Source organism: Streptomyces lomondensis (genome assembly GCF_014651035.1).
In the GTDB taxonomy this organism is placed as follows: Bacteria; Actinomycetota; Actinomycetes; order Streptomycetales; family Streptomycetaceae; genus Streptomyces; species Streptomyces lomondensis.
This window is the reverse complement of the sequence record NZ_BMWC01000013.1, coordinates 129,327-154,834: the sequence shown is the minus strand read 5'-3', so window position 1 is coordinate 154,834 and position 25,508 is coordinate 129,327. Positions and strand designations below refer to the sequence as shown.

Annotated in this window: 26 protein-coding genes and 1 pseudogene; 12 read left to right on the top strand and 15 right to left on the bottom strand. The window is 70.8% G+C overall.

Going from position 1 to position 25,508, the window contains the following annotated elements:
• Positions 1-112 precede the first annotated feature (112 nt).
• Positions 113-841: a TetR/AcrR family transcriptional regulator gene (locus IE255_RS33310; protein WP_190054127.1), complete on the bottom strand. Its 729-nt coding sequence runs from the start codon at positions 839-841 to the stop codon at positions 113-115.
• Between the two features lie 357 nt (positions 842-1,198).
• Between IE255_RS33310 and IE255_RS33305 the strand changes: the two genes are divergently transcribed.
• The 7 genes from IE255_RS33305 to IE255_RS33275 all read left to right on the top strand — a co-directional run bounded on the left by IE255_RS33305 (position 1,199) and on the right by IE255_RS33275 (position 7,063).
• Complete coding sequence (locus tag IE255_RS33305) at positions 1,199-2,593, top strand: MFS transporter (RefSeq protein ID WP_190054168.1); 1,395 nt, start codon at positions 1,199-1,201, stop codon at positions 2,591-2,593.
• A 33-nt stretch (positions 2,594-2,626) separates the two neighbouring features.
• A complete protein-coding gene (locus IE255_RS33300; RefSeq protein ID WP_190054126.1) occupies positions 2,627-3,625 on the top strand; it encodes an isopenicillin N synthase family dioxygenase in 999 nt (332 codons plus the stop codon).
• A 36-nt stretch (positions 3,626-3,661) separates the two neighbouring features.
• Positions 3,662-4,396 (top strand): class I SAM-dependent methyltransferase, encoded by a 735-nt coding sequence (locus IE255_RS33295; RefSeq protein ID WP_268255764.1) that lies wholly within the window; start codon positions 3,662-3,664, stop codon positions 4,394-4,396.
• A gap of 65 nt (positions 4,397-4,461) precedes the next feature.
• On the top strand, positions 4,462-4,809 hold the full coding sequence (locus IE255_RS33290; RefSeq protein WP_229906698.1) for an NAD(P)-dependent oxidoreductase: 348 nt from the start codon (positions 4,462-4,464) through the stop codon (positions 4,807-4,809).
• Positions 4,806-5,423: a hypothetical protein gene (locus tag IE255_RS33285; protein WP_190054123.1), complete on the top strand. Its 618-nt coding sequence runs from the start codon at positions 4,806-4,808 to the stop codon at positions 5,421-5,423. Before IE255_RS33290 ends, IE255_RS33285 begins: the two co-directional genes overlap by 4 nt.
• A 291-nt stretch (positions 5,424-5,714) precedes the next feature.
• Positions 5,715-6,386 carry a potassium channel family protein gene (locus IE255_RS33280; RefSeq protein WP_094053911.1) on the top strand — a complete coding sequence of 224 codons (672 nt, stop codon included), beginning with the start codon at positions 5,715-5,717 and terminating at the stop codon, positions 6,384-6,386.
• On the top strand, positions 6,386-7,063 hold the full coding sequence (locus IE255_RS33275; RefSeq protein WP_190054122.1) for a potassium channel family protein: 678 nt from the start codon (positions 6,386-6,388) through the stop codon (positions 7,061-7,063). The genes IE255_RS33280 and IE255_RS33275 overlap by 1 nt, the downstream gene beginning before the upstream one ends.
• Before the next feature lie 161 nt (positions 7,064-7,224).
• On the opposite strand, the gene IE255_RS33270 is transcribed toward IE255_RS33275, so the two are convergent.
• From IE255_RS33270 to IE255_RS33240, 8 genes and pseudogenes are all read right to left on the bottom strand, one after another.
• Positions 7,225-7,953, bottom strand: coding sequence for a DUF3159 domain-containing protein (locus tag IE255_RS33270; RefSeq protein ID WP_190054121.1), 729 nt, complete (start codon positions 7,951-7,953; stop codon positions 7,225-7,227).
• A 3-nt stretch (positions 7,954-7,956) separates the two neighbouring features.
• On the bottom strand, positions 7,957-8,355 hold the full coding sequence (locus IE255_RS33265; RefSeq protein WP_190054120.1) for an OB-fold nucleic acid binding domain-containing protein: 399 nt from the start codon (positions 8,353-8,355) through the stop codon (positions 7,957-7,959).
• A gap of 73 nt (positions 8,356-8,428) precedes the next feature.
• Entirely contained in the window at positions 8,429-9,112 is a 684-nt protein-coding gene (locus IE255_RS33260) for a response regulator (protein ID WP_190054119.1), read from the bottom strand.
• On the bottom strand, positions 9,109-11,652 hold the full coding sequence (locus IE255_RS33255; protein ID WP_190054118.1) for a sensor histidine kinase: 2,544 nt from the start codon (positions 11,650-11,652) through the stop codon (positions 9,109-9,111). Before IE255_RS33255 ends, IE255_RS33260 begins: the two co-directional genes overlap by 4 nt.
• Before the next feature lie 131 nt (positions 11,653-11,783).
• A pseudogene (locus IE255_RS40605) lies at positions 11,784-11,945 on the bottom strand (alginate lyase family protein); the annotation flags it as partial.
• A 327-nt stretch (positions 11,946-12,272) separates the two neighbouring features.
• Positions 12,273-13,031: a DUF3710 domain-containing protein gene (locus IE255_RS33250; protein ID WP_190054117.1), complete on the bottom strand. Its 759-nt coding sequence runs from the start codon at positions 13,029-13,031 to the stop codon at positions 12,273-12,275.
• 1 nt (position 13,032) lies between these two features.
• The gene (gene dut / locus IE255_RS33245) at positions 13,033-13,593 is read right to left on the bottom strand and encodes a dUTP diphosphatase (protein WP_190054167.1); all 561 of its coding nucleotides are present in this window, start codon (positions 13,591-13,593) and stop codon (positions 13,033-13,035) included.
• Positions 13,594-13,625: 32 nt separating this feature from the next.
• Entirely contained in the window at positions 13,626-14,210 is a 585-nt protein-coding gene (locus IE255_RS33240) for a PaaI family thioesterase (protein ID WP_190054116.1), read from the bottom strand.
• A 58-nt stretch (positions 14,211-14,268) separates the two neighbouring features.
• On the opposite strand from IE255_RS33240, the gene IE255_RS33235 reads away from it, so the two are divergent.
• Positions 14,269-14,727 (top strand): DUF3093 domain-containing protein, encoded by a 459-nt coding sequence (locus IE255_RS33235; RefSeq protein ID WP_190054115.1) that lies wholly within the window; start codon positions 14,269-14,271, stop codon positions 14,725-14,727.
• A 42-nt stretch (positions 14,728-14,769) separates the two neighbouring features.
• On the opposite strand, the gene IE255_RS33230 is transcribed toward IE255_RS33235, so the two are convergent.
• From IE255_RS33230 to IE255_RS33215, 4 genes are all read right to left on the bottom strand, one after another.
• A complete protein-coding gene (locus tag IE255_RS33230) occupies positions 14,770-15,744 on the bottom strand; it encodes a hypothetical protein (protein ID WP_190054114.1) in 975 nt (324 codons plus the stop codon).
• Positions 15,745-15,757: 13 nt separating this feature from the next.
• Complete coding sequence (locus tag IE255_RS33225; protein WP_003993510.1) at positions 15,758-16,054, bottom strand: DUF4193 domain-containing protein; 297 nt, start codon at positions 16,052-16,054, stop codon at positions 15,758-15,760.
• Between the two features lie 406 nt (positions 16,055-16,460).
• Entirely contained in the window at positions 16,461-17,708 is a 1,248-nt protein-coding gene (locus IE255_RS33220) for a sensor histidine kinase (protein ID WP_190054113.1), read from the bottom strand.
• 6 nt (positions 17,709-17,714) lie between these two features.
• Positions 17,715-18,368 carry a response regulator transcription factor gene (locus IE255_RS33215; RefSeq protein WP_003993508.1) on the bottom strand — a complete coding sequence of 218 codons (654 nt, stop codon included), beginning with the start codon at positions 18,366-18,368 and terminating at the stop codon, positions 17,715-17,717.
• Positions 18,369-18,806: 438 nt separating this feature from the next.
• Between IE255_RS33215 and IE255_RS33210 the strand changes: the two genes are divergently transcribed.
• Positions 18,807-18,977 (top strand): hypothetical protein, encoded by a 171-nt coding sequence (locus tag IE255_RS33210; RefSeq protein ID WP_190054112.1) that lies wholly within the window; start codon positions 18,807-18,809, stop codon positions 18,975-18,977.
• A gap of 113 nt (positions 18,978-19,090) precedes the next feature.
• Here the strand turns inward: IE255_RS33210 and IE255_RS33205 are convergent, their stop codons facing one another.
• A complete protein-coding gene (locus IE255_RS33205; protein WP_190054111.1) occupies positions 19,091-19,906 on the bottom strand; it encodes an inositol monophosphatase family protein in 816 nt (271 codons plus the stop codon).
• Between the two features lie 8 nt (positions 19,907-19,914).
• Positions 19,915-21,042, bottom strand: a complete 1,128-nt coding sequence (locus tag IE255_RS33200) for a ferrochelatase (protein ID WP_190054110.1) — start codon at positions 21,040-21,042, stop codon at positions 19,915-19,917.
• 162 nt (positions 21,043-21,204) lie between these two features.
• Here IE255_RS33200 and IE255_RS33195 point away from each other — a divergent pair, with 162 nt between their 5' ends.
• The 3 genes from IE255_RS33195 to sepH all read left to right on the top strand — a co-directional run bounded on the left by IE255_RS33195 (position 21,205) and on the right by sepH (position 25,461).
• Positions 21,205-22,443, top strand: coding sequence for an MFS transporter (locus IE255_RS33195; protein ID WP_190054109.1), 1,239 nt, complete (start codon positions 21,205-21,207; stop codon positions 22,441-22,443).
• Positions 22,403-23,722 carry a D-arabinono-1,4-lactone oxidase gene (locus IE255_RS33190; protein ID WP_190054108.1) on the top strand — a complete coding sequence of 440 codons (1,320 nt, stop codon included), beginning with the start codon at positions 22,403-22,405 and terminating at the stop codon, positions 23,720-23,722. Before IE255_RS33195 ends, IE255_RS33190 begins: the two co-directional genes overlap by 41 nt.
• Before the next feature lie 707 nt (positions 23,723-24,429).
• Complete coding sequence (gene sepH / locus IE255_RS33185; RefSeq protein ID WP_190054107.1) at positions 24,430-25,461, top strand: septation protein SepH; 1,032 nt, start codon at positions 24,430-24,432, stop codon at positions 25,459-25,461.
• Positions 25,462-25,508 lie beyond the last annotated feature (47 nt).

Here is a 25,508-nt window from a genome sequence, read left to right as displayed (position 1 = left end):
GCTCGCGGACACGCGGCCGCCGACGCCCCGCCGGAGGGCGCCTTTCCCGTCCCTGTGCGGAAGGCCGTCCAGGGACGGGAAAGCTCGCGCCTCAGTTCCTGGTCTGCGCTTCTCAGCTCCTGGTCTGCGCCTCGATTCCGTCGAGCAGCAGTTCCAGCCCGACGGTGAAACTGGTGTCCCAGTCGACGTCGGAGATGTAGTTGTTCGCCGCGACGGTGGGGTACTGCTCGCGCCGGCTCGCCAGGTACTCCTGCCCCAGCCTGGCCTCCTCGGCGGAGAGCTGGAGACTGGACTGTGTGGCGGTGGCACCCATCACGTGGTTGTACAGCGCCCACGTCGCGGCATTGAGCCGCTTGCCGGTCAGCCCGGCACGCATCAGCGCGGATTGCAGGAACTCCATCCAGGCCAGGAAGTTCGGCCCCATCAGCGGCCGCTGCCGGGCGGGCAGGGTGGCCGCCCAGGGGTGTCGCAGCATCGCCTGCCGCCAGGTGTTGGCCAAGATGACGATGTCGTCCCGGGGGTTCTCGGCGCGCTGGTCCGGCAGCGAGGTCTCGCCGAAGATCGCGTCGACCGCCAGGTCGATGACGTCATCCTTGGTCGCCACGTGCCAGTACAGGGTTGTCGCCCCCGCCTGGAGCCGTTCGGCCAGGTGGCGCATGGTGAGCCGGTCCATGCCCTCCTCGTCCAGCAGGGCGACGGCGGCCTGGACGATGCGTTCCCGCGTCAGCGGGGGTTCTCCCTTGTTGCCCCGCGGGGTGCGCAGCCAGACGTTGCCCACTCCGGCCCCGGCCTGTCCCCTCGAGCGTTCCTTGCCCGCTATGACGTTCACCTCCGGATTCATGCGGCTCACCCCCGAGGGTGCACATCGCGTCACTGAGTGTTCGGGGCGAGTCTCGCACGCCCGGGCCCGCTCCCCCGACGCGAGCCCGGCAGGGCTCGCCTCACCCTTTCTCATTTTTCCTCAACTCCCTTGCCATTAAAGGCACTTGGGGCATCGCAAGGACCTCCATCCGGCGCTTCCGTAAGGGCACGGCTGCGCAGAGTTGTAGTAGAGTCGCCTCCACTAGACCAACGTTCGAGTCACCCGACCATAGTGCGAGTAGCCGTGACAGACATCCAGCAAGAAGCCCCGCATCCCCCACCCGCTCGGTCCGGAAAGCGCTGGTGGACCCTCCCGGTCGTGAGCCTTGCCCAGCTGATGGTCGTCCTGGACGCGACCATCGTGAACATCGCACTACCCTCGGCCCAGGAGACCCTGGGCATGACCGACACCGACCGCCACTGGGTGATCACGGCTTACGCCCTCGCCTTCGGCGGTCTCCTCCTGGTGGGCGGGCGCGTGTGCAGCGCGATCGGCCACCGGCGGGCCTTCACCATCGGTCTGGTCGGCTTCGCGCTGGCCTCGGCGCTCGGCGGTGCGGCGGGCAACGCCGGCACGCTCTTCGCGGCACGCGCCGGGCAGGGAGTCTTCGCCGCCCTGCTGGCCCCGGCGGCGCTGTCGTTGCTCATCCTCACGTTCACCGACGGGCGCGAGCGCGGAAAGGCCTTCGGTGTCTTCGCCGGTGTCGGCGCGGGCGGAGCGGCCCTCGGCGTCGTGGCGGGCGGGCTGCTCACCGAGTACGCCAACTGGCGCTGGTGCCTCTACATCAACATCCCCATGACCGCGATCACCCTGATCGGCGTCCCGCTCATCCTGCGCGACCGTCCGGGCGGCAACCTGCGCCACCTGGACGTCCCGGGGGTCCTGCTCAGCGCGGCGGGCCTCGTCTCCCTGGTCTACGGCTTCACCCAGGCGGAGCCCCACGGATGGGGCGACCCGATGGTGCTCGCCCTGCTCTTCGGGGGCGTGGTCCTGCTGGCCCTGTTCGTGCTGGTGGAGGCCAGGACGCGGCATCCGCTGCTGCCGCTGCGGATCCTGCTCCACCGGGTCCGCGGCTCGGCGTTCGCCTCCGTGTGCCTGATGTTCGCGGCGATGTTCGGCTTCTACCTCTTCGTGAGCTACTACACGCAGACCATCCTCGGCTACTCGCCGGTCAAGGCGGGCATGACGCTGCTGGTGAACGCCGTGAGCACCACCGTCGGCGCGATGCTCATCGCCGGCAAGCTGCACCGCCGCCTCGCCCCGAACGTCCTGATCGCGGGCAGTCTGCTGTCGTCCGCCGCCGGGATGCTGATCCTCACGCAGTTGGAGGTGGACAGCTCCCACGTGTTCCCGGTGTACCTCACCCCGTCCATGATCCTGACCGGCATCGGTCTGGGCTGCCTGCTCGCGACGGCGACCAACATGGCGACGGTCCAGCTCGACCCGGCCGAGGCGGGTGTCGCGTCTGCGGCCTACAACACGGTCCAGCAGGTGGGAGCCGCGTTCGGCACCGCGCTGCTCAACTCCATCGCCACGAGTGTCACCACGTCGTACCTCGAGGACCACGGGAACGCCCCGGAAGCCGTCAACGCCGGGACCGTGCAGGGCTACACCGTGGCGCTCTGGGTGGCCTTCGGCATCCTCGTGTGCGGCGCGCTGCTCGTCGGCCTGTTCTCACGAGGCGGTCACCGCACTCCCCGCCCGGAAGCGGTAGTCGAGGCGTCCGGCTGAGGCCGGATCGCTCCGAAAGAGGAGGGATCAGTCATGCACGTCGACAGGGCGACCGTGACCGTCGCCGATGGATTCGTACCCGTCATCGACCTGTCGTCGAGAAACACCGTGGAGGGACGCGCGGCCCTCGCCCGGGCCATCGACGCCGCCTGCACGGGCTCGGGGTTCTTCGTCATCGTCGGTCACGGGATTCCCCAGGATTTCATCGACCGCATGTTCACGGTGACCTACGAGTTCTTCAGGCTGCCGGACGAGGAGAAGGAACGGGTCGCACATCGCCCCGGCGTCTCGGGTTTCCGGCGGACGGGCGGGTCGACCGCCCACAGTCTCGACCAGCAGACACCTCCGGACCTGTGCGAGGCCTTCTCCGTCCACGCCACCGGCGAACTGAGCGAAGAGGAGCGCCGCAAGCTGGGCAACGAATGGGCGACATGGACGCTGGCCAACATCTGGCCGGAGAATCCGCCGGAGTTCCGCAAGGTCTGGCAGGAGTACATGACGGCCATGGGCGAACTCGCCGCCGACCTCATGCGCCTGTTCGCCATCGCCCTGGACCTCGACGAGACGTTCTTCGACGACAAGTTCGACCACCACGGCTCATCCATCGCCGTCAACTACTACCCCCCGCAACTCACCCCGCCCCTGCCCGGCCAGTGGCGACGAGGCCCCCACACCGACTTCGGCAGCCTCACCATCCTCTACCAGGAGGACAACCGCGGCGGACTCCAAGTCCTCCAAGGCGAGGACGACTGGCGCGACGTCTGCGCCATCCCCGGCAGCTTCGTCGTCAACATCGGCGACCTCATGGCCCTGTGGACCGGCGGACGCTGGGTCTCCACCATGCATCGCGTCGTCACCCCCCAACCCGACGACACCTCCTCCCGCCTCACCATCCCCTACTTCTACCTCCCCAACCACGACGCCTCCATCGAACCCATGCGGCCGTTCACGGACTCCCCCGCCGTGGAGCGATTCGACACCGTCACGGTCAGCGAGTGGGTGTCACGCAAGGTACAGAAGATCTTCAGCTGAGCCGCGTGCTCCGGAGAAAGCGTCCATCACGACAGGATCAGTGAGCAGTACCAGGCCTCGAGCACGCAGTACGACAACGTCAAGAACCTCCCCTACGCGTTCGTCGAACGCGAGACCCTGCTCTCAGGGATGCCCGATCTCACAGGCAAGCGGGTCCTGGACGTGGCCTGCGGGGCGGGCTTCTACTCGCGCATCTTCAAACGCCTCGGCGCCGAGACGGTCGTCGGTATCGACATCGAGTCGAGCATGGTCGACGTGGCCCGGCAGATAGAGACCGAGCAGCCGCTCGGCATCACCTACGAGGTGGGGGACGCGGCCGAGCTGCCGGTGCTCGGGGCGTTCGACGTCGTCGCGCCCATCTGGGCGTTCGTACACGCCAAGGACTCCGGCGAGTATCACGAGATGGTGTCGCGCTGTGCCGCCAACCTCGTGTCCGGCGGCACCATGGTCGCCCTGTGCTCGAACCCGGACATCGACCTGGACAAGATGTCCGTCTATCCGCGCTACGGCCTCTCCATCACCCCGAAGGAGAAGCACGGCGACCGCCAGGTGATCCACATCGAGATGGACGTGGAGCCGCACGTCGGGTTCGACGGCTTCTTCTGGCCCGCCGGCACCACGGAGGAGGCGATGGAGAAGGCGGGCCTCGTCGATGTCCGGCGCCTGCCGAACCGCGCCCCCGGACATGAGGCCGGTCTGTCCGAGAAGGGCTACTGGGCCGACTTCGTGGCGAACCCGCCTTTCGCCCTGTACACGGCCACGAAGCCGTAGCCGCGAAGCAGCCGGAACAGACGCGATGGGAACTTTCGAGACGGAGATGTCCATTGAAGCTCGCTGTGTTCGGAGCGAACAGTTCGACCGGACGGCACCTCACTGAACAGGCGCTCGCCGCGGGCCACACGGTGACCGCCGTGGTGCGGCGGCCTGCGGAATTCCCTCTGTCCGACCTGCACCTCCGGATATGCGGCGCGGACGTGACCGACAGAGCGGCGGTCGAGCGGGCGGTCGAGGACCAGGACGCGGTGGTGTCGATTCTCGGCGTGCCGTACGGACGCCGGCCGGTGACCGTTCTCTCGCGCGGGATCACGCACATCACGGACGCGATGGCGCTGCATCCCGAGTACGCCGGTCACCGTCCGCCCCCGAGGGGCCGAGTGCGGCGACACCGGAGGACTCGATGGTGAGCGCCTATCTGGAGACGGTGTCGCGTCTGCACCTGCCACGCTGTCCCGTCACCCTGAACGCCGAGCGGCTCGACGCCATCAGTATCAGCACGAGGCTCAGCGCCGCTGGAGTGAACCACATCTCCAGGATCGCCGGTGACACGTGGCTGCTGCCCGACGACCCCGCCCTGCCCGGCTGGGGAGAGAGCCCGCTGCAGGCAAGCCAGATCGCACACCTGGCCAAGGCGGGCCGCGGACGCGTCGCAGTGTTCCCGACGGGGGCGCCGGACGCCATGGAGCTCGTCGCCACCGTGCGCGTCCGCCTCCCGTCCGTGCTCGATACCGTCCGCCGCGGCCGGGGCCGTTCGGAGTTCCTGCTGCTCGCCGTCGGCCGCGGCGGCTCTTCGTGGCCCGAGGAACTGTGGCTGACCGATGTGGCCACGGCCGACCCGGCCGCCCTGCTGCAGCTCGTGGGACACAGCCGACGCGTGGAGTGCCGCGGCGTGCCGCGCGCCGAGCGCGTGGGCATCCGCGACTTCGTCGGCCGTTCTTTCGCCGGCTGGCACCGCCACGCCACCCTCGCGTCGGTCGCCCACGCGGCCACGGAACTGGCGGAACGGAGACTGGCGGCGTAGACAGCGGCTCGCTTGCCCTCGACGCGAGACAACGGGTCCGCGCACCGGCAACGGGTCCGCAAGCCGGGCACGGGGCCCTGTTCGGCTCGTTCGGCTTTGCCTATACGTTGGAGACAGGCGATCGGCCGGGCGTGAGGACACCGAACGGGATCACTCCCGGCGTTCCCCGGCATGATGGTGTCCGGCGGCCCGCGCAGAAGGCCGCGAAGTGCTGCCCGGCGAGCCGAGAGAGAGACATGAGCAGAACATTGACGCAGGCCGGAAGGTCTGCGGGAAGCGTGGTGTGAGGCCATGCACATCGTCATCATGGGTTGCGGAAGAGTGGGTTCCGCCCTGGCCCAGAACCTGGAGCAGCAGGGCCACACGGTCGCCGTGGTCGACCAGGACCCCACCGCCTTCCGCCGCCTGGGGTCCTCCTTCGGCGGCCGCCGCGTCACCGGGGTCGGCTTCGACCAGGACACGCTGAGGGAGGCGGGCATCGAGGAGGCCGGCGCCTTCGCCGCCGTCTCCAGCGGTGACAACTCCAACATCATCGCCGCACGCGTGGCCCGCGAGATGTTCGGCATCGAGAACGTCGCCGCCCGCATCTACGACCCCCGTCGCGCCGAGGTCTACCAGCGCCTGGGCATCCCCACCGTCGCGACCGTCCGCTGGACGGCCGACCAGATGCTGCGCCGCCTGCTCCCCTCCGGCGCCGAGCCGCTGTGGCGCGACCCCACCGGCGGCGTCCAGCTCGCCGAGGTGCACACCTCCACCGCCTGGGTCGGCCACAAGATCAGCCGGATCCAGGAGGAGACCGGTGTGCGCGTGGCGTTCCTGACCCGGCTCGGCGAGGCGGTCCTGCCCACCTCGCAGACGGTGTTGCAGGAGGGCGACCTGGTGCACGTGATGATGCGCACCGACGAGGTCGACAAGGTCGAGGCGGCGTTCGCCAAGGGTCCCGAAGAGGAGGGCGGTCACTGATGAGGGTCGCCATTGCCGGAGCCGGCGCGGTCGGCCGCTCGATCGCGGGCGAGCTGCTGGAGAACGGCCACGAGATCCTGCTCATCGACAAGGCGCCGACCGCCATCGCGGTCGAACGCGTCCCGCAGGCCGAGTGGCTGCTCGCCGACGCCTGCGAGATCACGTCCCTGGACGAGGCGGCGCTCCAGCGCTGCAACGTCGTCATCGCCGCGACCGGCGACGACAAGGTGAACCTGGTCGTGTCCCTGCTGGCCAAGACGGAATACGGCGTCCCGCGCGTCGTCGCGCGGGTGAACAACCCGAAGAACGAGTGGCTCTTCAACGAGTCCTGGGGCGTGGACGTCGCCGTCTCCACGCCGCGGCTGATGTCGGCGCTGGTCGAAGAGGCGGTGAGCGTGGGCGACCTGGTCCGCCTGCTCCGCTTCAGCCACGGCGACGCCAATCTGGTCGAGCTGACCCTGCCCGAGGAGTCGGCCCTGGCCGGCACGCAGGTCGGCGACGTGGAATGGCCCGAGGACACGTCCCTGGTCACGATCATCCGCGGCACCCGCGTCCTGACCCCCTCCCGGGAGGACTCCCTGGAGGCGGGCGACGAACTCCTCTTCGTGGCCGCCCAGGCCCGCGAGGAACAGCTGGAGGACCTGCTGTCGGTACGGCGGGACAGCGCGAAGAGCTGAGACCGGGCCCTGCGGGGAGCGAGCAGAAGGGGCGTCCGGAGTGTTCCGGACGCCCCTTCTCTGCTTCACCTCTCGACCGACCGCATCGGGCGGCGGGTGGGCACAGGTCCCGGGGGTCTGGGGGCGGAGCCCCCAGCAAGCCCGGCACGCACGCCGAGCGACTACTCGACCGACCGGGCAGCAGCCTCCCGCTCCCTCTCCTCGGCGGCCTTCTCCTCCGCCTCCATCTCCGCGAACACATCGATCGGCGCGGGCGCCTTCGCCAGGAACACCCACGTCAGCCACACCGCGAGCAGGAACGGCGGAATCTTCAGGGCGACCAGCACCCAGCCCAGCTGCGTGGTGTCGGCCCACCAGTACAGCGGGAAGAGGATCGCGCACTTGGCGAGCAGGATCGCGCCCCAGGCGTAACTGGCCTTCGTGTACGCCTTCTTACGGCCCGGGTTCCGCGTCCGCCAGGAGAGGTTCTCCTTGAAGACGGGGCCGAGGATCAGCCCGATCAGCGGCACGCCGCACAGGGCCGTGATCACGTACGCGAGCCCGAGGCCCAGCGTGTAGAGCATGCCGGGCAGGTAGAAGTCCTTGGCGTTGCCGGTCATCATCGCGAAGACGACACCGAAGGCCACCCCGAAGACACCGCTGAAGGCATGCTTGACGGTGTCCTTCATCACCAGCCGGACCACGACCAGCACCAGCGACACGGCCAGCGCCGCGATCGCCGACAGGTGCAGGTCCTTGTTGATCGTGTAGATGGTGACGAACAGCAGGCCGGGCAGCACCGTCTCGACCATGCCCCGCACGCCGCCGAACGCTTCGAACAGGGCGGCCTCGGTCACCGCCCGGGCGTCGTCCGCAGAATTCTCTTCGGTCGGCTTGTCGAGCGACGTCACCGGCTACTCCCGTCCGAGGGGTCTCAGTTCGTACTTGGGATTGAACAGCACCCGGCGGCCCCGGCTCATCGAGATCCGGCCCGATGCGATCAGCTTGCGCCCCGGTTCTATCCCCACGATGGAGCGCCTGCCGAGCCACACCACGTCCAGTGCGGCGGAGCCGTCGAACAGCTCGGCCTCCAGGGCCGGGACTCCGGCGCGCGGCCGCAGGGTGACCGTGCGCAAGGTACCAGTAACCGTCACTATCTGGCGGTCCTGGCAGTCTCCGATCCGGATACAGCCGGCCGTCTCGGAGTCCTCGCGCAGTTCCTCGGACTCCAGATCCTCCTGCGACGAGGAGAGCCGGTCGAGCATGCGCCGGAACCGGCCCGCCGGCTTGTGCGAACGAGGAACAGCACTCATATCAGAAGCGTACCGGGGCGTGCCGACATCCCCGTACCCCTGTGCCGTGGACCCTATTTCTCTGGCGAGGACCCTATTTCTCGAACCGGTACCCCATCCCCGGCTCGGTGACGAAGTGCTTCGGGTGCGAGGGATCCGCCTCCAGCTTCCGCCGCAGCTGCGCCATGTACACGCGCAGATAGTTCGTCTCCGTCCCGTACGACGGCCCCCACACCTCCTGGAGCAGCTGCTTCTGCCCGACCAGCCGGCCGCTGTTGCGCACGAGGACCTCCAGCAGGTGCCACTCCGTGGGGGTCAGCCGTACGTCCTTCCCGGCCCGGTTGACCTTCTTGGCGGCCAGGTCGACGGTGAACTCGTCGGTCTCCACGATCACGTCGTCCTCACCGCCCCCGGCCGGCTCGGCCCGGCGCACGGCGGCCCGCAGCCGGGCCAGCAGCTCGTCCATGCCGAACGGCTTGGTGACGTAGTCGTCGGCGCCCGCGTCCAGCGCCTCGACCTTCTCGTCGGAGGAGTGCCGCGCGGACAGCACCAGGATCGGCACCCGGGTCCAGCCGCGCAGGCCCCTGATCACCTCGACGCCGTCCATGTCGGGCAGCCCGAGGTCGAGGACGACCACGTCGGGGTGGCGGGCGGCGGCGAGTTCGAGGGCGGCGGCGCCGTCGTGGGCCGCGTCGACCTCGTACTTGCGTGCCTTGAGGTTGATCACGAGGGCGCGCACGATCTGCGGCTCGTCGTCGACCACCAGGACGCGGGTCATGAGGCCTGCCTTTCCGGTTCCGCTGTGGGGAGGCGCTCCGGGCGGGTTCCCGCCGCGCGGAGCGTGAGGACCATGGTGAGCCCGCCGCCGGGCGTGTCCTCGGCGTTCAGGGTGCCGCCCATGGCCTCGGCGAAGCCGCGCGCCACCGCGAGTCCCAGGCCCACGCCGGTGCCGCGCGGGGCGTCGCCGTAGCGCTGGAAGGGGGCGAATATGCGGTCCTTGGCCTCGTCGGGGACGCCCGGCCCCCGGTCGACCACCCGCACCTCGACCCGGTCGGCGAGCGCGCTGGCGGCGACCAGCACGGGCGCACCGGACGGACTGTACTTGACGGCGTTCTCGACGAGGTTGGCCATCGCCCGCTCCAGCAGCCCGGGGTCCACGGCGACCATGGGGAGCGTCTCGGGCACGTCCAGGACGACGCTGCGCTCCGGTACGCCGCCGAGCGCCATCGGCACCACCTCGTCGAGGTCGATCTCGCGGATCAGCGGGGTGACCGTGCCGGTCTGGAGCCGGGACATGTCGAGGAGGTTGCCGACGAGGTGGTCGAGGCGGTCGGCGCCCTCCTCGATGCCCTCCAGCAGCTCCGCCCGGTCCTCCTCGGACCACTCGACGTCCTCGGAGCGCAGGGAGGACACCGCCGCCTTGATCCCGGCGAGCGGGGTGCGCAGGTCGTGGCTGACGGCGGCCAGCAGCGCCGTACGGATGCGGTTGCCCTCGGCGAGCGCCCGGGCCCGGTCTGCCTCCTCCAGGAGCCGGCGGCGGTCGAGGACGACGGCGGCCTGGGCGGCGAAGGCGGCCAGCACCCGGCGGTCCTCGGCGGGCAGGACGCGCCCGGTCAGCGCGAGCGCCATGTGGTCCCCGACCGGCACGTCCACGTCCGCCTCGTCCGGCCGCTCGACGGGGCGGCCCTGGCCGACGCGGCCGGCGCAGGTCCAGGGCTCGACGTCGCCCGCCCGTTCCAGCAGGGCGGCGGACTCCATGCCGAAGGTCTCCCGGACCCGTTCCAGCAGCTCCTCCAGGCCGGTCTCGCCGCGCAGCACGTTACCCGCGAGGAAGGACAGGATCTCGGACTCGGCCCGCAGCCGGGCCGCCTGGTGGGTGCGGCGGGCGGCGAGGTCGACCACGGAGGCCACCGCCACGCCGACCGCCACGAAGATCACGATGGCGACGATGTTCTTCGGGTCGGCGATGGTCCACCGGTGCAGGGGCGGTGCGTAGAAGTAGTTCAGCAGCAGCGAGCCCACCGCCGCCGAGGCCAGCGCCGGGAGCAGTCCGCCGAGCAGGGCCGCCGCCACGGTCAGCGCCAGGAACAGCAGCATGTCGTTGGCGAGGCCGAGGTGGACGGTGCTCAGCAGCGCCGTCAGGACCGGCGGCCCGGCGACCCCGGCGATCCACCCCCACACCCGCCGGGACCGCCCGAGGCGCGCGCCCCGGGCCACCGGCAGCCCGCGGCCCTTGGCGATCTCGTCGTGGGTGACGATGTGCACGTCGAGGTCGGGCCCCGACTCCCGGGCGACCGTCGCGCCGACGCCGGGTCCGAAGACGTACTGCCAGGTCTTGCGGCGCGAGGAGCCCAGCACTATCTGGGTGGCGTTCACACCGCGTGCGAAGGCGAGCAGCGCGGCCGGTATGTCGTCCCCGACGACGTGGTGGAACGTTCCTCCCAGGTCTTCGACCAGGGTCCGCTGCAGCGCCAGTTCCTTGGGCGAGGCCGAGGTCAGGCCGTCGCTGCGGGCTATGTAGACGGCCATCACCTCGCCGCCGGCGCCCTTCTCGGCCAGCCGCGCGGCCCGGCGGATGAGCGTGCGCCCCTCGGGGCCGCCGGTCAGCCCGACCACGATCCGCTCGCGCGAGCCCCAGATCGCCGAGACCCGGTGCTCGCTGCGGTACTGGGTGAGGTAGGCGTCGACCCGGTCGGCCACCCACAGCAGCGCCAGCTCGCGCAGGGCGGTCAGGTTGCCGGGCCGGAAGTAGTTCGACAGGGCGGCGTCGACCTTGTCGGGCTGGTAGATGTTGCCGTGCGCCATGCGCCGCCGCAGGGCCTCCGGCGACATGTCGACCAGCTCGATCTGGGCGGCCCGGCGTACCACCTCGTCCGGCACGGTCTCCTGCTGCCGTACGCCGGTGATCGACTCGACGACGTCGCCGAGGGACTCCAGGTGCTGGATGTTGACGGTGGAGATCACGTCGACGCCGGCCGCGAGCAGTTCCTCCACGTCCTGCCAGCGCTTGGCGTTGCGGGAGCCGGGGACGTTGGTGTGGGCGAGTTCGTCCACCAGGGCGACCTGGGGGCGGCGGGCGAGGACGGCGTCGAGGTCCATCTCGGTGAAGACGCCACCGCGGTACTCGATCTCCCGGCGCGGCACCTGCTCCAGTCCGTGCAGCATCACCGCGGTGCGGGGCCGGTCGTGGTGCTCGACGAAGCCCACCACGCAGTCCGTGCCCCGCTCGACACGCCGGTGTGCCTCGGACAGCATCGCGTACGTCTTGCCGACGCCCGGTGCCGCACCGAGGTAGATCCGAAGCTTGCCGCGTCCCATGGCCTCATTGTCTTCCGGTCTGCCGCTTGCGCAGCGTCGACCTTACGTCCGGCAAGCGCGGCATATGGGCGCCGGGCACGGCAGCGGGGCCGTCTTTGACGGAACTCTGACGCGCCCGGCCGGTCAGGGGGTCACCCGGGGTTGTCGCCGTGCGTGAGGGTCTCCCAGGCGACGAAGAGGTTGTTGGTGCCGGCGGGGCGGCCCCGCGTCGTCAGCGTCCCGGTGTGGGTCATGGCGTGCCCGAGGCGGTTGGCCAGGGCGTTGTGACCGACCTCGGGAACCGGCCCGAGCCCAGTTCCCGGGGTACGTGTACGTGATGATCTCGGCGGCCCTGGGCCAGGAGGAGCCGACCCAGCCGGTCTGAAGGGGCGCGTTGCTGTTGGTGTGGCCCCTGACGAACGTACCGGGGGCGCTGGGAGCGGCGTCGGCGGGCCGGGCGAGGACACCGGCGACGAGGGCGCCCGTGGCCGCGAGGAGTGCGGTTCTGCGCATGTGCGGGGCCTTCCGTTCTTTCATGTGAACGTCAAGCGCCTTTATGAACAGACGCGTCGAACGGAGACCGTAGGTACACACGAAAGGGCCGCATCCCCGGCGGGATGCGGCCCTGCGGTTTCTGTGACTCAGCGGACCTCGGTGATCTCCGGTCCGCGCTGGAGCTGCCCCATTCCGCCGGCGAAACGGGAGCCCTCTTCCTCCTGCTGGACGCCCTCGGGGACCATCTGGGCGTCGTTCGGCAGCTTCAGGACGATCGGGTCGCGCGGCGCCATGGGGCCCTCGCCGCGGACCACGACCGTGTCCCGGAAGATCTGCTCGAGCAGCCCGGCGGCCTGCGGCTGCACCGCGCCCTGGCCGGAGATGACCCCGCGCAGGAACCAGCGCGGGCCGTCCACACCGACGAACCGCACGACCTGGAAGCCACCGGTGCCGTCCGGCAGCTGCACCGGCACCTGGGCGCGCAGCTCCCAGCCCAGCGGCCCCTCGACCTCGTCGACGATGCCGCCCTGCTGGGTGATGCCGGTCGCGATCTCCTCGCGCACCTCGCCCCAGATGCCCTCACGCTTGGGTGCGGCGAAGCCCTGCAACTGGATGGCGCTGTCCCGCAGCACGACCGTCGCCGCCACGATCGCGTCGCCCGCGACCTCGACCCGCAGCTCCATGCCGTCGACGCCCGGCACGAACAGGCCTCCCAGGTCGACCCGGCCCTCGCCCGGGTCGCGGACCTCGGAGCTGTCCCACGGCCCGTCGGGGCGCGGCGCAGGCTCGAGCCTCAGGCGCTCGGCCTCCGCTTCATCCGCCTCAGTGTCGACACCGTCGACGACCTGCTCGGCCTCGCCGGCCGCGTCCTCGGCGGCATCCCTCTTCTTGCGACGTCCGAACACGTCACTGTCCTTCCCGGTCGGATACGACCGAAGCGTATCGATTCCCACCCGCCTGACCGCCCAGGGCGGCCTGACCGCTTGTGCCGCTCGTCCCGTCCACCGCGGCATGGCCTCCGGTGGACCCGAAGCCCCCCTCGGCCCGCGCGGAGCCGGGAAGCTCCGCCACCTCCTGGAAGCGGACCCTCTCGACCTGCTGGACGACCAGTTGGGCAATCCGGTCGAAGCGCTCGAACCGCACGGCCCCGCGCGGGTCGAGATTCACCACGATCACCTTGATCTCCCCACGGTACCCGGCATCAACCGTCCCCGGGGCATTCACCAGGGCGACGCCGCAGCGGGCGGCCAGGCCGGATCGCGGGTGCACGAAGGCCGCGTACCCCTCCGGCAGTGCCACAGACACTCCCGTGGGCAGTACGGCCCGCTCGCCCGGCGCCAGTTGACACGCCTCGGTGGTGCGCAGATCGGCTCCCGCGTCACCGGGGTGCGCATACGACGGAAGCGGTACGTCCGGATCGACGCGCCGGATCAGCACGTCCACGGGCTGACGGCTTGCGGGGCTCATGGGGCTCAAGGGGCTCATGTGGCTTTGCAGGCTCACGGGTTCACCTCGAAGGCACGGGCGCGCCGGACCTGGTCCGGGTCGTTCATGGCCGCCTGGATCTCCTCCGGGCGGCCGTGGTCGACGAAGTGGTCGACCTTCACCTCGATGAAGAGCGCCTCGGCGCGCACGGCGACGGGTCCGTCGGGGCCGCCGACGCGTCCGGTGGCCGTGGAGTAGATCTTCCGCCCGGCCACCGCCGTCACCTCCGCCTCCAGGTGGAGCGTGGTGCCGACCGGCACGGGCCGCACGAAGTCGGTCTCCAGCCGCCCGGTCACGGCGATCGTGCGCAGCAGCCAGTTCAGCGAGCCGAGGGTCTCGTCCAGGGCGCTGGTGAGCACTCCGCCGTGCGCGAGGCCGGGGGCGCCCTGGTGGGCCGGCTGCACGGTGAACTCGGCGGTGAGCGACACGCCCTCGCCGGCCCGCGCCTCCAGGTGCAGCCCGTGCGGCTGGTCGCCGCCACAGCCGAAACACTGGCCGTAGTGCGCGCCGAGGAGCTCACCGGGCGCCGGGGCGTCCGGGTGCCGCACCGGTCGCACGGCGTCGGCCGGAGGCTGGAGAGCTGCGGAAGTACGACTCACAGCCGGAGACCTTACCCGCGCGTCGGCCGCTCCCGGACACCGTGTCAAGCTTGGCTCCATGCAGCTCTCCGCCGCCCCGTACGAAGAACGCCTCACCGCCCCGCGGACCTGGTGGCTGATCTCGTTCCTCGTCGGGGTCTCGATGGCCCTGGTCCTGCTCCCGTTCGGCACGCTGCCGATGCTCGGCGGCCTCGCCGGGGGCACCGCGGTCGCGGCCGTGGCCGCGAGTTCGTACGGCTCGGTCCGCATCCGTGTGGTGGGCGACTCCCTGATCGCCGGCGAGGCGAAGATCCCGGTGGCGGCCCTGGGCGAGGCGGAGGTCCTGGACGCGGAGGAGACCCGCGCCTGGCGCACCCACAAGGCCGATCCGCGCGCCTTCATGCTGCTGCGCGCCTACATCCCCACGGCTCTGCGCGTGGAGGTCACGGACCCCGAGGACCCGACTCCGTACCTGTACCTGTCCACGCGCGAGCCGGAGCGCCTGGCGGAGGCGCTGCGGGCGGCCAAGTCGGCGTAGCACATCTGCCCGGGGCCTCACCCGGCAGACGGACGGCGGATCTCAGCGCCCGCCGTCCCGCTTTTCGTCCCGCTTCTCGTCGCGTTCGCCGTCCGCGGGGCGGCCCAGGGGGTCGTTCGTGATCTCGCCCATCTCCAGGGCGTCCGCCGGACGTTCCAGGGCGGGCAGCGCGTCCAGGGCCTCCCAGGGCACCTGCATTCTGCGCAGGTCCTCGCGGATCCGGGCGGCGAGCTTTCTCGTCTCGCTGCGGTTCATGGCCGCGCCCACGGCGGCACCCACCAGGAACGGCATCAGGTTCGGCATGTTGCGGACCATCCGCTTCATGATCCGCTGGCGCAGGTCGCGCTTCAGGCGGCTGTTCAGCGCCGTGCTGAGCGTCGACGGCTTGGTCGCGTCGATCCCGCGCTCCCCCGACCAGGAGTCGAGGTACGCGGTGCTGCGCTGCTTGAGGTTGCCGGGCGGCCGTACGCCGTAGACCTCGTGGAGTTCGGCGATCATCTTCAGCTCGATCGCCGCGACGCCCGTGACCTCGGCGGCCAGTTCCGTGGGCATCGCGGGGGGCACGGGAAGCATCGCCGCCGCGCCGATGCCCGCTCCGACCGTCGCCGTCGCCTTCGCCGCGCCCGCGACGAGCTTGTCCGCGAGCTCCTCGGGCCCGAGGCCCGGGAACTGTCTGCGCAGGGTCGCCAGATCCCGTACGGGGACCCGCGGGGCCATGTCGATGATCCGGTCGGCGAGGTGGGCGAGCCCCGCACGGGCCCGCTCGCCGCCCTTGCGGGCACCTTCCCTTGCCCGCTCCCGGATCGCCCCCGCCCGCCGTCGGGCGACGGGTGCGGGGACATCCACGGACGCCGGGAGGTCACCCCGGTCCGCGGCCGGTTCGAGCGAGGCCGCCCCCGTATCGGTGGAGCCTCGCCCGTCGTCACGCGCGCCGTGCTGTGGGCCGTCCTCGTTCGGCCCTTCGTCCGCTTTCCGCTTGGAGAAGCGGCGCTTCCAGGGAGGGGTCGAGCCAGTCACGGCCGACCCGTCCTCAGTCGCAGTCGCGGCAGATCGGCTGACCGTTCTTCTCCCGGGCCAGCTGGCTGCGGTGGTGCACCAGGAAGCAGCTCATGCATGTGAACTCGTCCTGCTGCTTCGGGAGCACCCGGACGGCCAGTTCCTCGTTCGAGAGGTCTGCTCCGGGCAGTTCGAGGCCCTCTGCGGCCTCGAACTCGTCGACGTCCACAGCGGAGGCCGACTTGTCGTTCCGCCGAGCCTTCAGCTCTTCGAGGCTGTCCGAGTCGACGTCGTCGTCGGTCTTGCGTGGAGTGTCGTAATCGGTTGCCATGGTCGCTCTCCCCCTCTGGGTGTCTGCGGTGTCTCCAGCGCACGTAACGCGTGAGAGGCCGGACTTGTGCCCGACCTGAGGCGGAGATTTTGCCTCACATCAAGGTCTGTTACTCAATCGACACCCAACCGGACTCCTCACGAGCGATCGGCTTGGATGGCGAAGGGGACCGTACACGGTCCGAATGCCGCACTTCAAAGGCGTCTCACCGTGTACTTCCCGTGATCAAGACCCCCGAAAACCGGGATTTTCCCGGCTTTCCGACAGGACACATGATCACGGAGAGTAGATGGCCGGAAAGGCGCCCCTGTGATCGATCACACACGGTGCACGTGCGGCGAGTTCCCGGAAATTCCGCGCAAAGCGAACATCCCCGTGTGCCGCCGAGTTGATCGGCGACATGATCTCAGATGGGCAGCGTGACCCGCATCACGAGCCCACCCCCCTCGCGTGGCTGGGCGTAGATGTGACCGCCGTGCGCCCGGGCCACGGACCGGACGATGGACAGGCCGAGTCCGACGCCCTTGTCGCTGCCCGTGCGCTCCGTGCGCAGCCGCCGGAACGGCTCGAAGAGGTTGTCGATCTCGTACGCCGGCACGACCGGGCCCGTGTTCGAGACGACCATGACCGCCTGGCCGTGCTGGACGTCGGTGGTGACCTCGACCCAGCCCCCCTCGGGCACGTTGTACCGCACGGCGTTCTGCACCAGGTTGAGCGCGATCCGCTCCAGCAGCACGCCGTTGCCCTGGACGACCGCGGGCTTCTGCTCGCCCTGGATGCGCACGCCCTTGGCCTCGGCCTCGGCGTGCACCTGGTCGATGGCCTGCGACGCGACCTCGGCGAGGTCCACCGGCCCGCGCTCGACGACCTGGTTGTCGCTGCGGGCGAGCAGCAGCAGGCCCTCGACGAGCTGCTCGCTGCGCTCGTTGGTGGCCAGCAGGGTCTTGCCGAGCTGCTGGAGTTCCACCGGCGCGTTCGGGTCGGACAGGTGCACCTCGAGGAGGGTACGGTTGATCGCCAGCGGCGTTCTCAGCTCGTGCGAGGCGTTGCCGACGAAGCGCTGCTGGGCGGTGAAGGCGCGCTGGAGCCGCTCCAGCATGTCGTCGAAGGTGTCCGCCAGCTCCTTCAGCTCGTCGTCCGGGCCGTCCAGCTCGATCCGGCGGGAGAGGTCGGAGCCCGCCACCGCGCGGGCGGTGCGGGTGATCCGGCCCAGCGGCGACAGCACGCGCCCGGCCATCGCGTAGCCGAAGGCGAAGGCGATGACCGCCAGGCCCAGCAGCGCCAGCAGCGAGCGGCTGAGCAGATTATCGAGTGCAGCTTGGCGCTGGTCGTCGATGCACTCGCTGATCGCTGCATTGAACTCCGCAAGCGTCGTACTGACGGAGTTGACCGCAGGGCAGTTATCACTGGCCACCTTGATCTCCGTGCCGCCGACGATCTTGAAGAGTGGCTCGTTCCCGGTGTTGAGTGCCTGCGCGGCGAGCAGGTAGATGATCGACAGCAGCAGGATGCCGGCGATCAGGAACATGCCGCCGTAGAGCAGCGTGAGCCTTATGCGGATGGTCGGACGCAGCCACGGGAAGGGCGGCACGGGCCTTCTGGGGTCCCAGGTGGGCTTGGGGGGCGCCTGCGGAGGCGCGGGAGTCGTTGCCACGGGGTATCAGATCCGGTAGCCGGAGCCGGGGACGGTGACGATGACGGGCGGCTCGCCCAGCTTGCGGCGCAGGGTCATGACCGTGACGCGCACGACGTTCGTGAACGGGTCGGTGTTCTCGTCCCAGGCCTTCTCCAGCAGCTGCTCCGCGGAGACGACGGCGCCCTCGCTGCGCATCAGCACCTCCAGGACGGCGAACTCCTTGGGCGCGAGCTGGACCTCCTTGCCGTCGCGGAAGACCTCCCGGCGGTTGGGGTCCAGCTTGATCCCGGCGCGCTCCAGCACCGGCGGCAGGGGCACGCTGGTACGCCGGCCGAGGGCACGCACGCGCGCGATCAGCTCGCTGAACGCGAACGGCTTGGGCAGATAGTCGTCGGCGCCGATCTCCAGGCCCTCCACACGGTCGCTGACGTCGCCGGAGGCCGTGAGCATCAGCACCCGCGTGGGCATGCCGAGCTCGACGATCTTGCGGCAGACGTCGTCGCCGTGCACGAGCGGGAGGTCGCGGTCGAGGACGACCACGTCGTAGTCGTTGACGCCGATGCGCTCCAGGGCGGCCGCACCGTCGTACACGACGTCGACGGCCATGGCCTCCCGGCGCAGTCCGGTGGCCACCGCATCGGCGAGCAGTTGCTCGTCCTCGACGACGAGTACGCGCACGTCCTTGGTCCTTCCTCATGTCCACCCGCGTAGCGCTTCACGGGCGCATGCGGGCAGGGGTCTTCGACGGTGTCTTGGTGTGTTGCCCTCCATCCTGCCCTTTTCGGCCATAAGTCGGGGGTAAGGCAGGTGAGCGGACGGTGGCGGAGCGGGGCGGAGAACGGTGGCCGGAGGGGGAATACGAGATTTTCTCCTCCGGTTAGGTTTCCACGGAAGGGAGCTTGGGGAGGACGGCTTTACATCCCACGATCACGCTCTGCTGGCACCGCACCACCATGCGGTGCGCATCAATCCGCTTATCCGCAGGGCGGGCGTGGGTGTCCGGCACCGTCGCCGCCCAGCAGAGCGGCGCTGGGCATCCACATCAGACGTGATCGTCCCTTCCGAACGGCACACCCCCGTGCCATCGACCCACGACCCAGGACGAGGGGGCGCAGCATGGACGCATTCACCGCAGGACTTCTGCAGCGCATAAGGGCGACCGAGTCCGATCTGTCCCGGGCTCGCGACGAGGGCGACGACTTCCTCGTCGAGGTGGAGCAGGGTGAGCTCGAGGACCTGCGCCGTCTCGCCGCCGAGCACGGTGTGGAGGTCAGCGCGAGCGTCTGATCAGGCCGTACGAAGCGGGCCCCGGCGAATCCAGCGCCGGGGCCCGCTTCGTCGTCGTACGGGGCGGTCGTACGGGGACGTCCCCGCGGTGTTCAGCGCGCGGACGGCCGCCCTCAGTCGTGCCAGGCGCCGAAGTCCTCCAGGAGGCGCTGGAGGGGCTCGAAGACACCCGGGGACCCCGCCAACGCCAGATCGCCCGAGGGGCGCTCTCCGGGGCGGCCACCGGTCAGCGCGCCCGCCTCCCTGGCGATCAGGTCGCCCGCAGCGAGGTCCCAGGGGTGCAGGCCCCGCTCGTAGTAGCCGTCGAGGCGTCCCGCGGCCAGGTCGCACAGGTCGACCGCGGCCGAGCCGCCGCGCCGGATGTCGCGCAGCAGCGGGATCAGCCGCTGGGCGACCTCCGCCTGGTGGGCACGGACGTCGTGGACGTAGTTGAAGCCGGTGGAGACGAGCGCCTGGTCCAGGGGCGGCGCGGGGCGGCAGGCCAGCCGGCGCTCGCCGTCCCAGGCGCCGGTGGCCCAGGCGCCGCAGCCGCGCACCGCGTGGAACGTCTCGCCGCGCATCGGGGCCGTGACGACCCCGACGACGGTCTCGCCGTCCTGCTCGGCGGCGATGGAGACGGCCCAGGTGGGCAGCCCGTACAGGTAGTTGACCGTGCCGTCGAGCGGGTCGATCACCCAGCGGACGCCGCTCGTGCCCTCGGTGGCGGCGCCCTCCTCGCCGAGGATGCCGTCGTCCGGGCGGTGCTCGGCGATCAGGCCCGTGATCAGCTTCTCCGCCGCGATGTCCATCTCCGTGACCACGTCGATGGGGCTGGACTTGGTCGCGGCGACCGCGAGGTCGGCCGGGCGGCCGTCCCGCAGCAGCGCGCCGGCGCGGCGGGCGGCCTCCTGGGCGAGGTCGAGCAGGTCCGTGTGCAGGGGGTCGGTCACAGGGCTCCTCACGCGTAGGTGCTGTCGGCGCCCGCCGCGGCGGGCCGGGGGGCACGGGCCGGGCAGCAGCCGACCGGGCAGAGGTGGTGGCTCGCCCCGAGGGAGCCCAGGGCGCACGGCGTGGTCTCCTGCCCGCGCTCGACGGCGGCGCGCTCCACGACGAGCTCGCGGATCGCGGCGGCGAACCTCGGGTCGGTGCCGACGGTGGCCGAGCGGCGCATCGGCAGCCCCAGCTCCTCCGCCTTGGCCTCGGCCTCCGTGTCGAGGTCGTAGAGGACCTCCATGTGGTCGGAGACGAAGCCGATGGGGGCGATCACGACGGCCGGGACACCGGCCGCGTGCCGCTCCTGAAGGTGGTCGCAGATGTCGGGCTCCAGCCACGGGATGTGCGGGGCGCCGGAGCGGGACTGGTAGACGAGCTGCCAGGGGTGGTCGACGCCGGTGCGCTCCCGGACGGCTTCGGCGATCAGCTTCGCCACGTCCAGATGCTGCTTCACGTACGCGCCGCCGTCGCCGTGGTCCTCGACGGGCCCGGAGGTGTCGGCGGCGGCCGTCGGGATCGAGTGCGTCGAGAAGGCGATGTGCGCCCCGTCCCGGACCTCCTCGGGAAGCTCCTCGAGGGACCGGATCACACCGTCGATCATGGGCTCCAGGAAGCCGGGGTGGTTGAAGTAGTGCCGCAGCTTGTCGATCCTCGGCAGCTCCAGGCCCTCGCTCTCCAGGGCGGCGAGCGCGTCGGCGAGGTTCTCGCGGTACTGGCGGCAGCCCGAGTACGAGGCGTAGGCGCTGGTGGCGAGGACCAGGATGCGGCGGCGGCCGTCGCGGACCATCTCGCGCAGGGTGTCCGTGAGGTACGGCGCCCAGTTGCGGTTGCCCCAGTAGACCGGCAGGTCTACGCCGTGGTCGGCGAAGTCCTTGCGCAGGGCGTCCAGCAGGGCGCGGTTCTGGTCGTTGATGGGGCTGACCCCGCCGAACAGGAAGTAGTGCTGCCCGACCTCCTTGAGGCGTTCCTTGGGGATGCCGCGCCCGCGCGTCACGTTCTCCAGGAACGGGACCACGTCGTCCGGGCCTTCCGGGCCGCCGAAGGAGAGCAGGAGCAGGGCGTCGTAGGGGGTGGCATCGCGCGCGTCTGGCATGGGTCCGATCCTGCCACCCTGCACTGACAGCCGGGAAACGGCGGGGTGACACCTGCGCGCGGGCCGCTTCCGGACTGGGCCGGACGGGTGCGTCGGGGCGTCCGGAGCCGTAAGCTGTGTCGACTGCGTTCGCAGCTTACTGAGCCTCTTTCGGAGACCCCGTTGCCCAGCCCCTACCGCGCCCTGTTCGCCGCCCCCGGCAGCAAACGCTTCTCCGCCGCGGGCTTCCTCGGCCGGATGCCGCTGTCCATGATGGGCATCGGCGTGGTCACGATGGTCTCCCAGCTCACCGGGCGGTACGGCCTGGCCGGTGCCCTGTCGGCCACCATCGCGCTGGCCGCCGCGGTGGCCGGACCGCAGGTCTCGCGGCTGGTGGACCAGTACGGGCAGCGGCGGGTGCTGCGCCCGGCGACGCTGATCTCGCTCACGGCGGCGGCCGTGCTGCTGTTCGCGGCGCACTACGGGTGGCCGGACTGGGTGCTGTACGTGGCCTGTGTCGGCATCGGCTGCGTCCCGAGCGTCGGCGCGATGATCCGGGCCCGCTGGGCGGCCCTGTACCGGGGCACGCCGCAGCTGCACACCGCGTACTCCTTCGAGTCCGTGGTGGACGAGGTGTGCTTCATCTTCGGGCCGATCATCTCCATCGGGCTGTCCACGGCCTGGTTCCCGGAGGCCGGTCCGCTGATCGCCGCCTGCTTCCTGGCGGTCGGCGTGTTCTGGCTGACCGCGCAGCGCGCCACCGAGCCGGAGCCGCACCCGCGCGAGCGCAAGGGCGGCGGCAGCGCGCTGCGCGCGCCGGGGCTTCAGGTCCTGGTGGCCACCTTCGTCGCCACCGGGGCGATCTTCGGGGCGGTCGACGTGGTCACCGTGGCCTTCGCCGACGAGGAGGGGCACAAGGCCGCCGCGAGCGTGGTCCTCGCGCTGTACGCGGCCGGTTCCTGCGTGGCAGGCATGGTTTTCGGCCTCATGCACTTCGCCGGGGCGCCGGAACGCCGGTGGTTGCTGGGCGTGTGCGCCATGGCCGTGAGTATGATCCCCCTCCTACTGGTCGGAAACTTGCCGTTTCTGGCCGTGGCGCTGTTCGTTGCGGGTCTGTCCATCGCTCCTACGATGATCACGACCATGTCCCTCATCGAAGAGCACGTACCACGCGCGCAGCTCACCGAAGGCATGACCTGGGTGAGCACCGGGCTCGCGGTGGGAGTCGCGCTCGGCTCCTCCGCGGCCGGCTGGGTGATCGACGCGGCCGGGGCGCGTGCGGGGTACGGGGTTCCGGCCGTGGCCGGGGCCGTCGCGGTCGCGGTGGGTTTCCTCGGGTTCCGCCGGCTCAAGCGACCGGCACCGGGTCGGGGAGGCTCCGTTGAGCAGCACAGCGAACGGAAAGAACGGCACGTGGCGTAACTGGGGCGGCAACGTCCTGGCGCGTCCCGCGCGGGAGGTCACCCCGGCCTCCGTCGACGAGCTGGCCGCCGCCGTGCGGCGGGCCGCCGAGGACGGCCTCAAGGTGAAGGCCGTCGGCACGGGGCACTCCTTCACCGCCATAGCCGCGACGGACGGTGTGTTGATCCGCCCTCAACTGTTGACCGGCATACGTGACATCGACCGCGAGAACATGACGGTCACGGTGGAGGCCGGCACCCCGCTCAAGAGGCTCAACATGGCCCTGGCGCGTGAGGGACTGTCGCTGACCAACATGGGCGACATCATGGAGCAGACGGTCTCCGGGGCCACCAGCACCGGCACGCACGGCACCGGCCGCGACTCCGGCTCGATCGCCGCCCAGATCCGGGGCCTGGAGCTGGTCACCGCCGACGGTTCGGTCCTCACCTGCTCCGAGAAGGAGAACCCGGAGGTCTTCGCGGCCGCCCGCATCGGCCTCGGTGCCCTGGGCATCGTCACGGCGATCACGTTCGCCGTCGAGCCGGTGTTCCTGCTCACGGCCCGCGAGGAGCCGATGCCGTTCGACAGGGTGCTCGCCGACTTCGAGGAACTCTGGGCCGAGAACGAGCACTTCGAGTTCTACTGGTTCCCGCACACGGGGAACACCAACACCAAGCGCAACAACCGCAGCGCGGGCCCGGAGAAGCCGGTGCCGCAGCTGAAGAGCTGGTTCGAGGACGAGTTCCTCTCCAACGGCGTCTTCCAGGTGGCCAACTGGGTCGGCCGCGCGGTGCCCGCCACGATCCCCGCGATCGCCCAGATCTCCAGCAAGGCCCTGTCCGCGCGGACCTACACCGACATCCCTTACAAGGTCTTCACGTCTCCGCGCCGGGTGCGCTTCGTGGAGATGGAGTACGCCGTTCCGCGCGCGGCCGTCGTCGAGGCGCTGCGCGAGCTGAAGACCATGGTCGACCGCTCCGGGCTGAAGGTCAGCTTCCCCGTGGAGGTGCGCACCGCCCCGGCCGACGACATCACGCTGTCCACCGCATCCGGCCGCGACACCGCGTACATCGCCGTCCACATGTTCCAGGGCACGCCCTACCAGCGGTACTTCACCGCGGCCGAACGCATCTTCACCGCCCACGAGGGCCGTCCGCACTGGGGCAAGATCCACACTCGGGACGCCGAGTACTTCTCCCGGGTGTATCCGCGCTTCGGCGAGTTCACGGCGCTGCGGGACCGTCTCGACCCTGACCGGCGGTTCCAGAACGACTACTTGCGGAGGGTTCTGGGGGCGTAGGCGACGCGCCGGGGGTGGTGTGCGCGGGGTCCTCGCTCTGGCTGGGGGCCGGGGTGGGGCCCGTACTCCCGTCCTCGCCCGGGGAAGGCGAGACGTTCTCGTCCCGCGGCGCTCCCGTGGACGTTCCGGTCGTGGCCCCGCCGTCACCCCCGGAACCGGAGTGCGAACCGCCGGTCTCACCGGACACCGGGCGCTTCCAGCGCCCCCTACCCGGGCGCGGTACACGGTGCCCTCGGTGAACTGGCCGGGTGGCGGCGGCGCGTGCGCCGCGGATCTGCTCGCCGGTGGGGGACGTGCGACCGAAACCCTTAGTTCCGATTCCGGTGATTACGTGAAGTTCCCCACGTTCAAGATCACGAAAAGGGGGCAGAGGGCGGCCAAGTCCCCCCTCTTGCCAGAAGTTGGGCGGCGTGCCAATCCACGCACGTGGCCCAAATGGAGTACTGTTGCGAGCCCTGGGTCCGGTCTCCCGTCAGGGTGTACAGGGCCTTTAAGGACCGCCGGGAGGGGGCTAGTTGCACAGGGTGATGGAGTTCGTCACTTAGCGTTGCGAATAGGTAACCGTGCCATAACGGCGTTCCAGGGCCAGCGCCCGACACGCCGGGCAACTCGGCAAGGTTGTGGCAGGCTGCACCCGGGCAGGCCACACTCGACTAGCGGAAGCAGCGACGCACGTGACGTCGGCAGGCACCACCCGGGAGGTCCCCATGCCCGAACTGCGTGTCGTGGCCGTCTCGAATGACGGCACACGGCTGGTGCTGAAGGCTGCGGACAGCACGGAGTACACGCTGCCGATCGACGAACGGCTCCGCGCCGCCGTGCGCGGCGACCGTCCCCGCCTCGGCCAGATCGAGATCGAGGTGGAGAGCCACCTCCGCCCCCGCGACATCCAGGCGCGTATACGTGCCGGCGCGACCGCGGAAGAGGTCGCGCAGATGGCAGGCATCCCCGTCGACCGGGTCCGCCGCTTCGAGGGACCCGTGCTCGCCGAGCGTGCGTTCATGGCCGAGCGGGCCCGCAAGACCCCGGTCCGCCGCCCCGGCGAGAACTCCGGTCCCCCCCTCGGCGAGGCCGTGCAGGAGCGGCTGCTGCTGCGCGGGGCCGACAAGGACACCGTCCAGTGGGACTCGTGGCGTCGTGACGACGGCACCTGGGAGGTCCTGCTGGTCTACCGCGTCGCGGGCGAGCCGCACTCGGCGAGCTGGACGTACGACCCGCCCCGGCGGCTCGTCCAGGCCGTCGACGACGAGGCGCGCTCGCTGATCGGCGAGTCCGACGACCTGGCCGCGCCCGAGCCCAGCTTCCCGTTCGTCCCGCGGATCGCCCGGCTCCCGCGCGACAGACCGCTGGACCGCCCCGAGCGGCCCAGCCTGCCCGCGCAGGCGTCCGAACCGGTCGAGGAGAGCACGGGCGAGCGGGACTCGCTGACCAGCCTGCTGGAGGCGGTGCCCAGCTTCCGCGGTGACCTGGTGGTTCCGGAGCGCCCGGCGGCACCGGTGGAGCCCGAGGAGGAGCCCGTCGCCGAGCCCGAGGAGGAGGAGCCCCCGGCTCCCGCGGCCTCGGCCGGTTCCGCCTACGCGGACGTCCTCATGCCGCGCTCCGTCGGGAGCCACCGCGACCGGCTCATCGGCGCCACCGACCGCCAGGCGGAGGCCGACGGCGTCCGCCCGGGCCGCAGAGCGGCCGTCCCCAGCTGGGACGAGATCGTGTTCGGGACGCGGCGCAAGAAGCAGGAGTAGCCGGATCGGCTGCACGGGAAGAGGGCCGCGCCCGCAAGGCGCGGCCC

Coding starts and splice junctions, on each gene's coding strand:
- IE255_RS33235 (WP_190054115.1), top strand. CDS start 14,269: ATGCAGCTCTCCGCCGCCCCGTACGAAGAACGCCTCACCGCCCCGCGG.
- IE255_RS33280 (WP_094053911.1), top strand. CDS start 5,715: ATGCACATCGTCATCATGGGTTGCGGAAGAGTGGGTTCCGCCCTGGCC.
- IE255_RS33200 (WP_190054110.1), bottom strand. CDS start 21,042: ATGCCAGACGCGCGCGATGCCACCCCCTACGACGCCCTGCTCCTGCTC.
- IE255_RS33305 (WP_190054168.1), top strand. CDS start 1,199: ATGGTCGTCCTGGACGCGACCATCGTGAACATCGCACTACCCTCGGCC.
- IE255_RS33210 (WP_190054112.1), top strand. CDS start 18,807: ATGGACGCATTCACCGCAGGACTTCTGCAGCGCATAAGGGCGACCGAG.
- IE255_RS33300 (WP_190054126.1), top strand. CDS start 2,627: ATGCACGTCGACAGGGCGACCGTGACCGTCGCCGATGGATTCGTACCC.
- IE255_RS33275 (WP_190054122.1), top strand. CDS start 6,386: ATGAGGGTCGCCATTGCCGGAGCCGGCGCGGTCGGCCGCTCGATCGCG.
- IE255_RS33310 (WP_190054127.1), bottom strand. CDS start 841: ATGAATCCGGAGGTGAACGTCATAGCGGGCAAGGAACGCTCGAGGGGA.
- dut (WP_190054167.1), bottom strand. CDS start 13,593: ATGAGCCCCGCAAGCCGTCAGCCCGTGGACGTGCTGATCCGGCGCGTC.
- IE255_RS33255 (WP_190054118.1), bottom strand. CDS start 11,652: ATGGGACGCGGCAAGCTTCGGATCTACCTCGGTGCGGCACCGGGCGTC.
- IE255_RS33260 (WP_190054119.1), bottom strand. CDS start 9,112: ATGACCCGCGTCCTGGTGGTCGACGACGAGCCGCAGATCGTGCGCGCC.
- IE255_RS33265 (WP_190054120.1), bottom strand. CDS start 8,355: ATGAGTGCTGTTCCTCGTTCGCACAAGCCGGCGGGCCGGTTCCGGCGC.
- IE255_RS33225 (WP_003993510.1), bottom strand. CDS start 16,054: ATGGCAACCGATTACGACACTCCACGCAAGACCGACGACGACGTCGAC.
- sepH (WP_190054107.1), top strand. CDS start 24,430: ATGCCCGAACTGCGTGTCGTGGCCGTCTCGAATGACGGCACACGGCTG.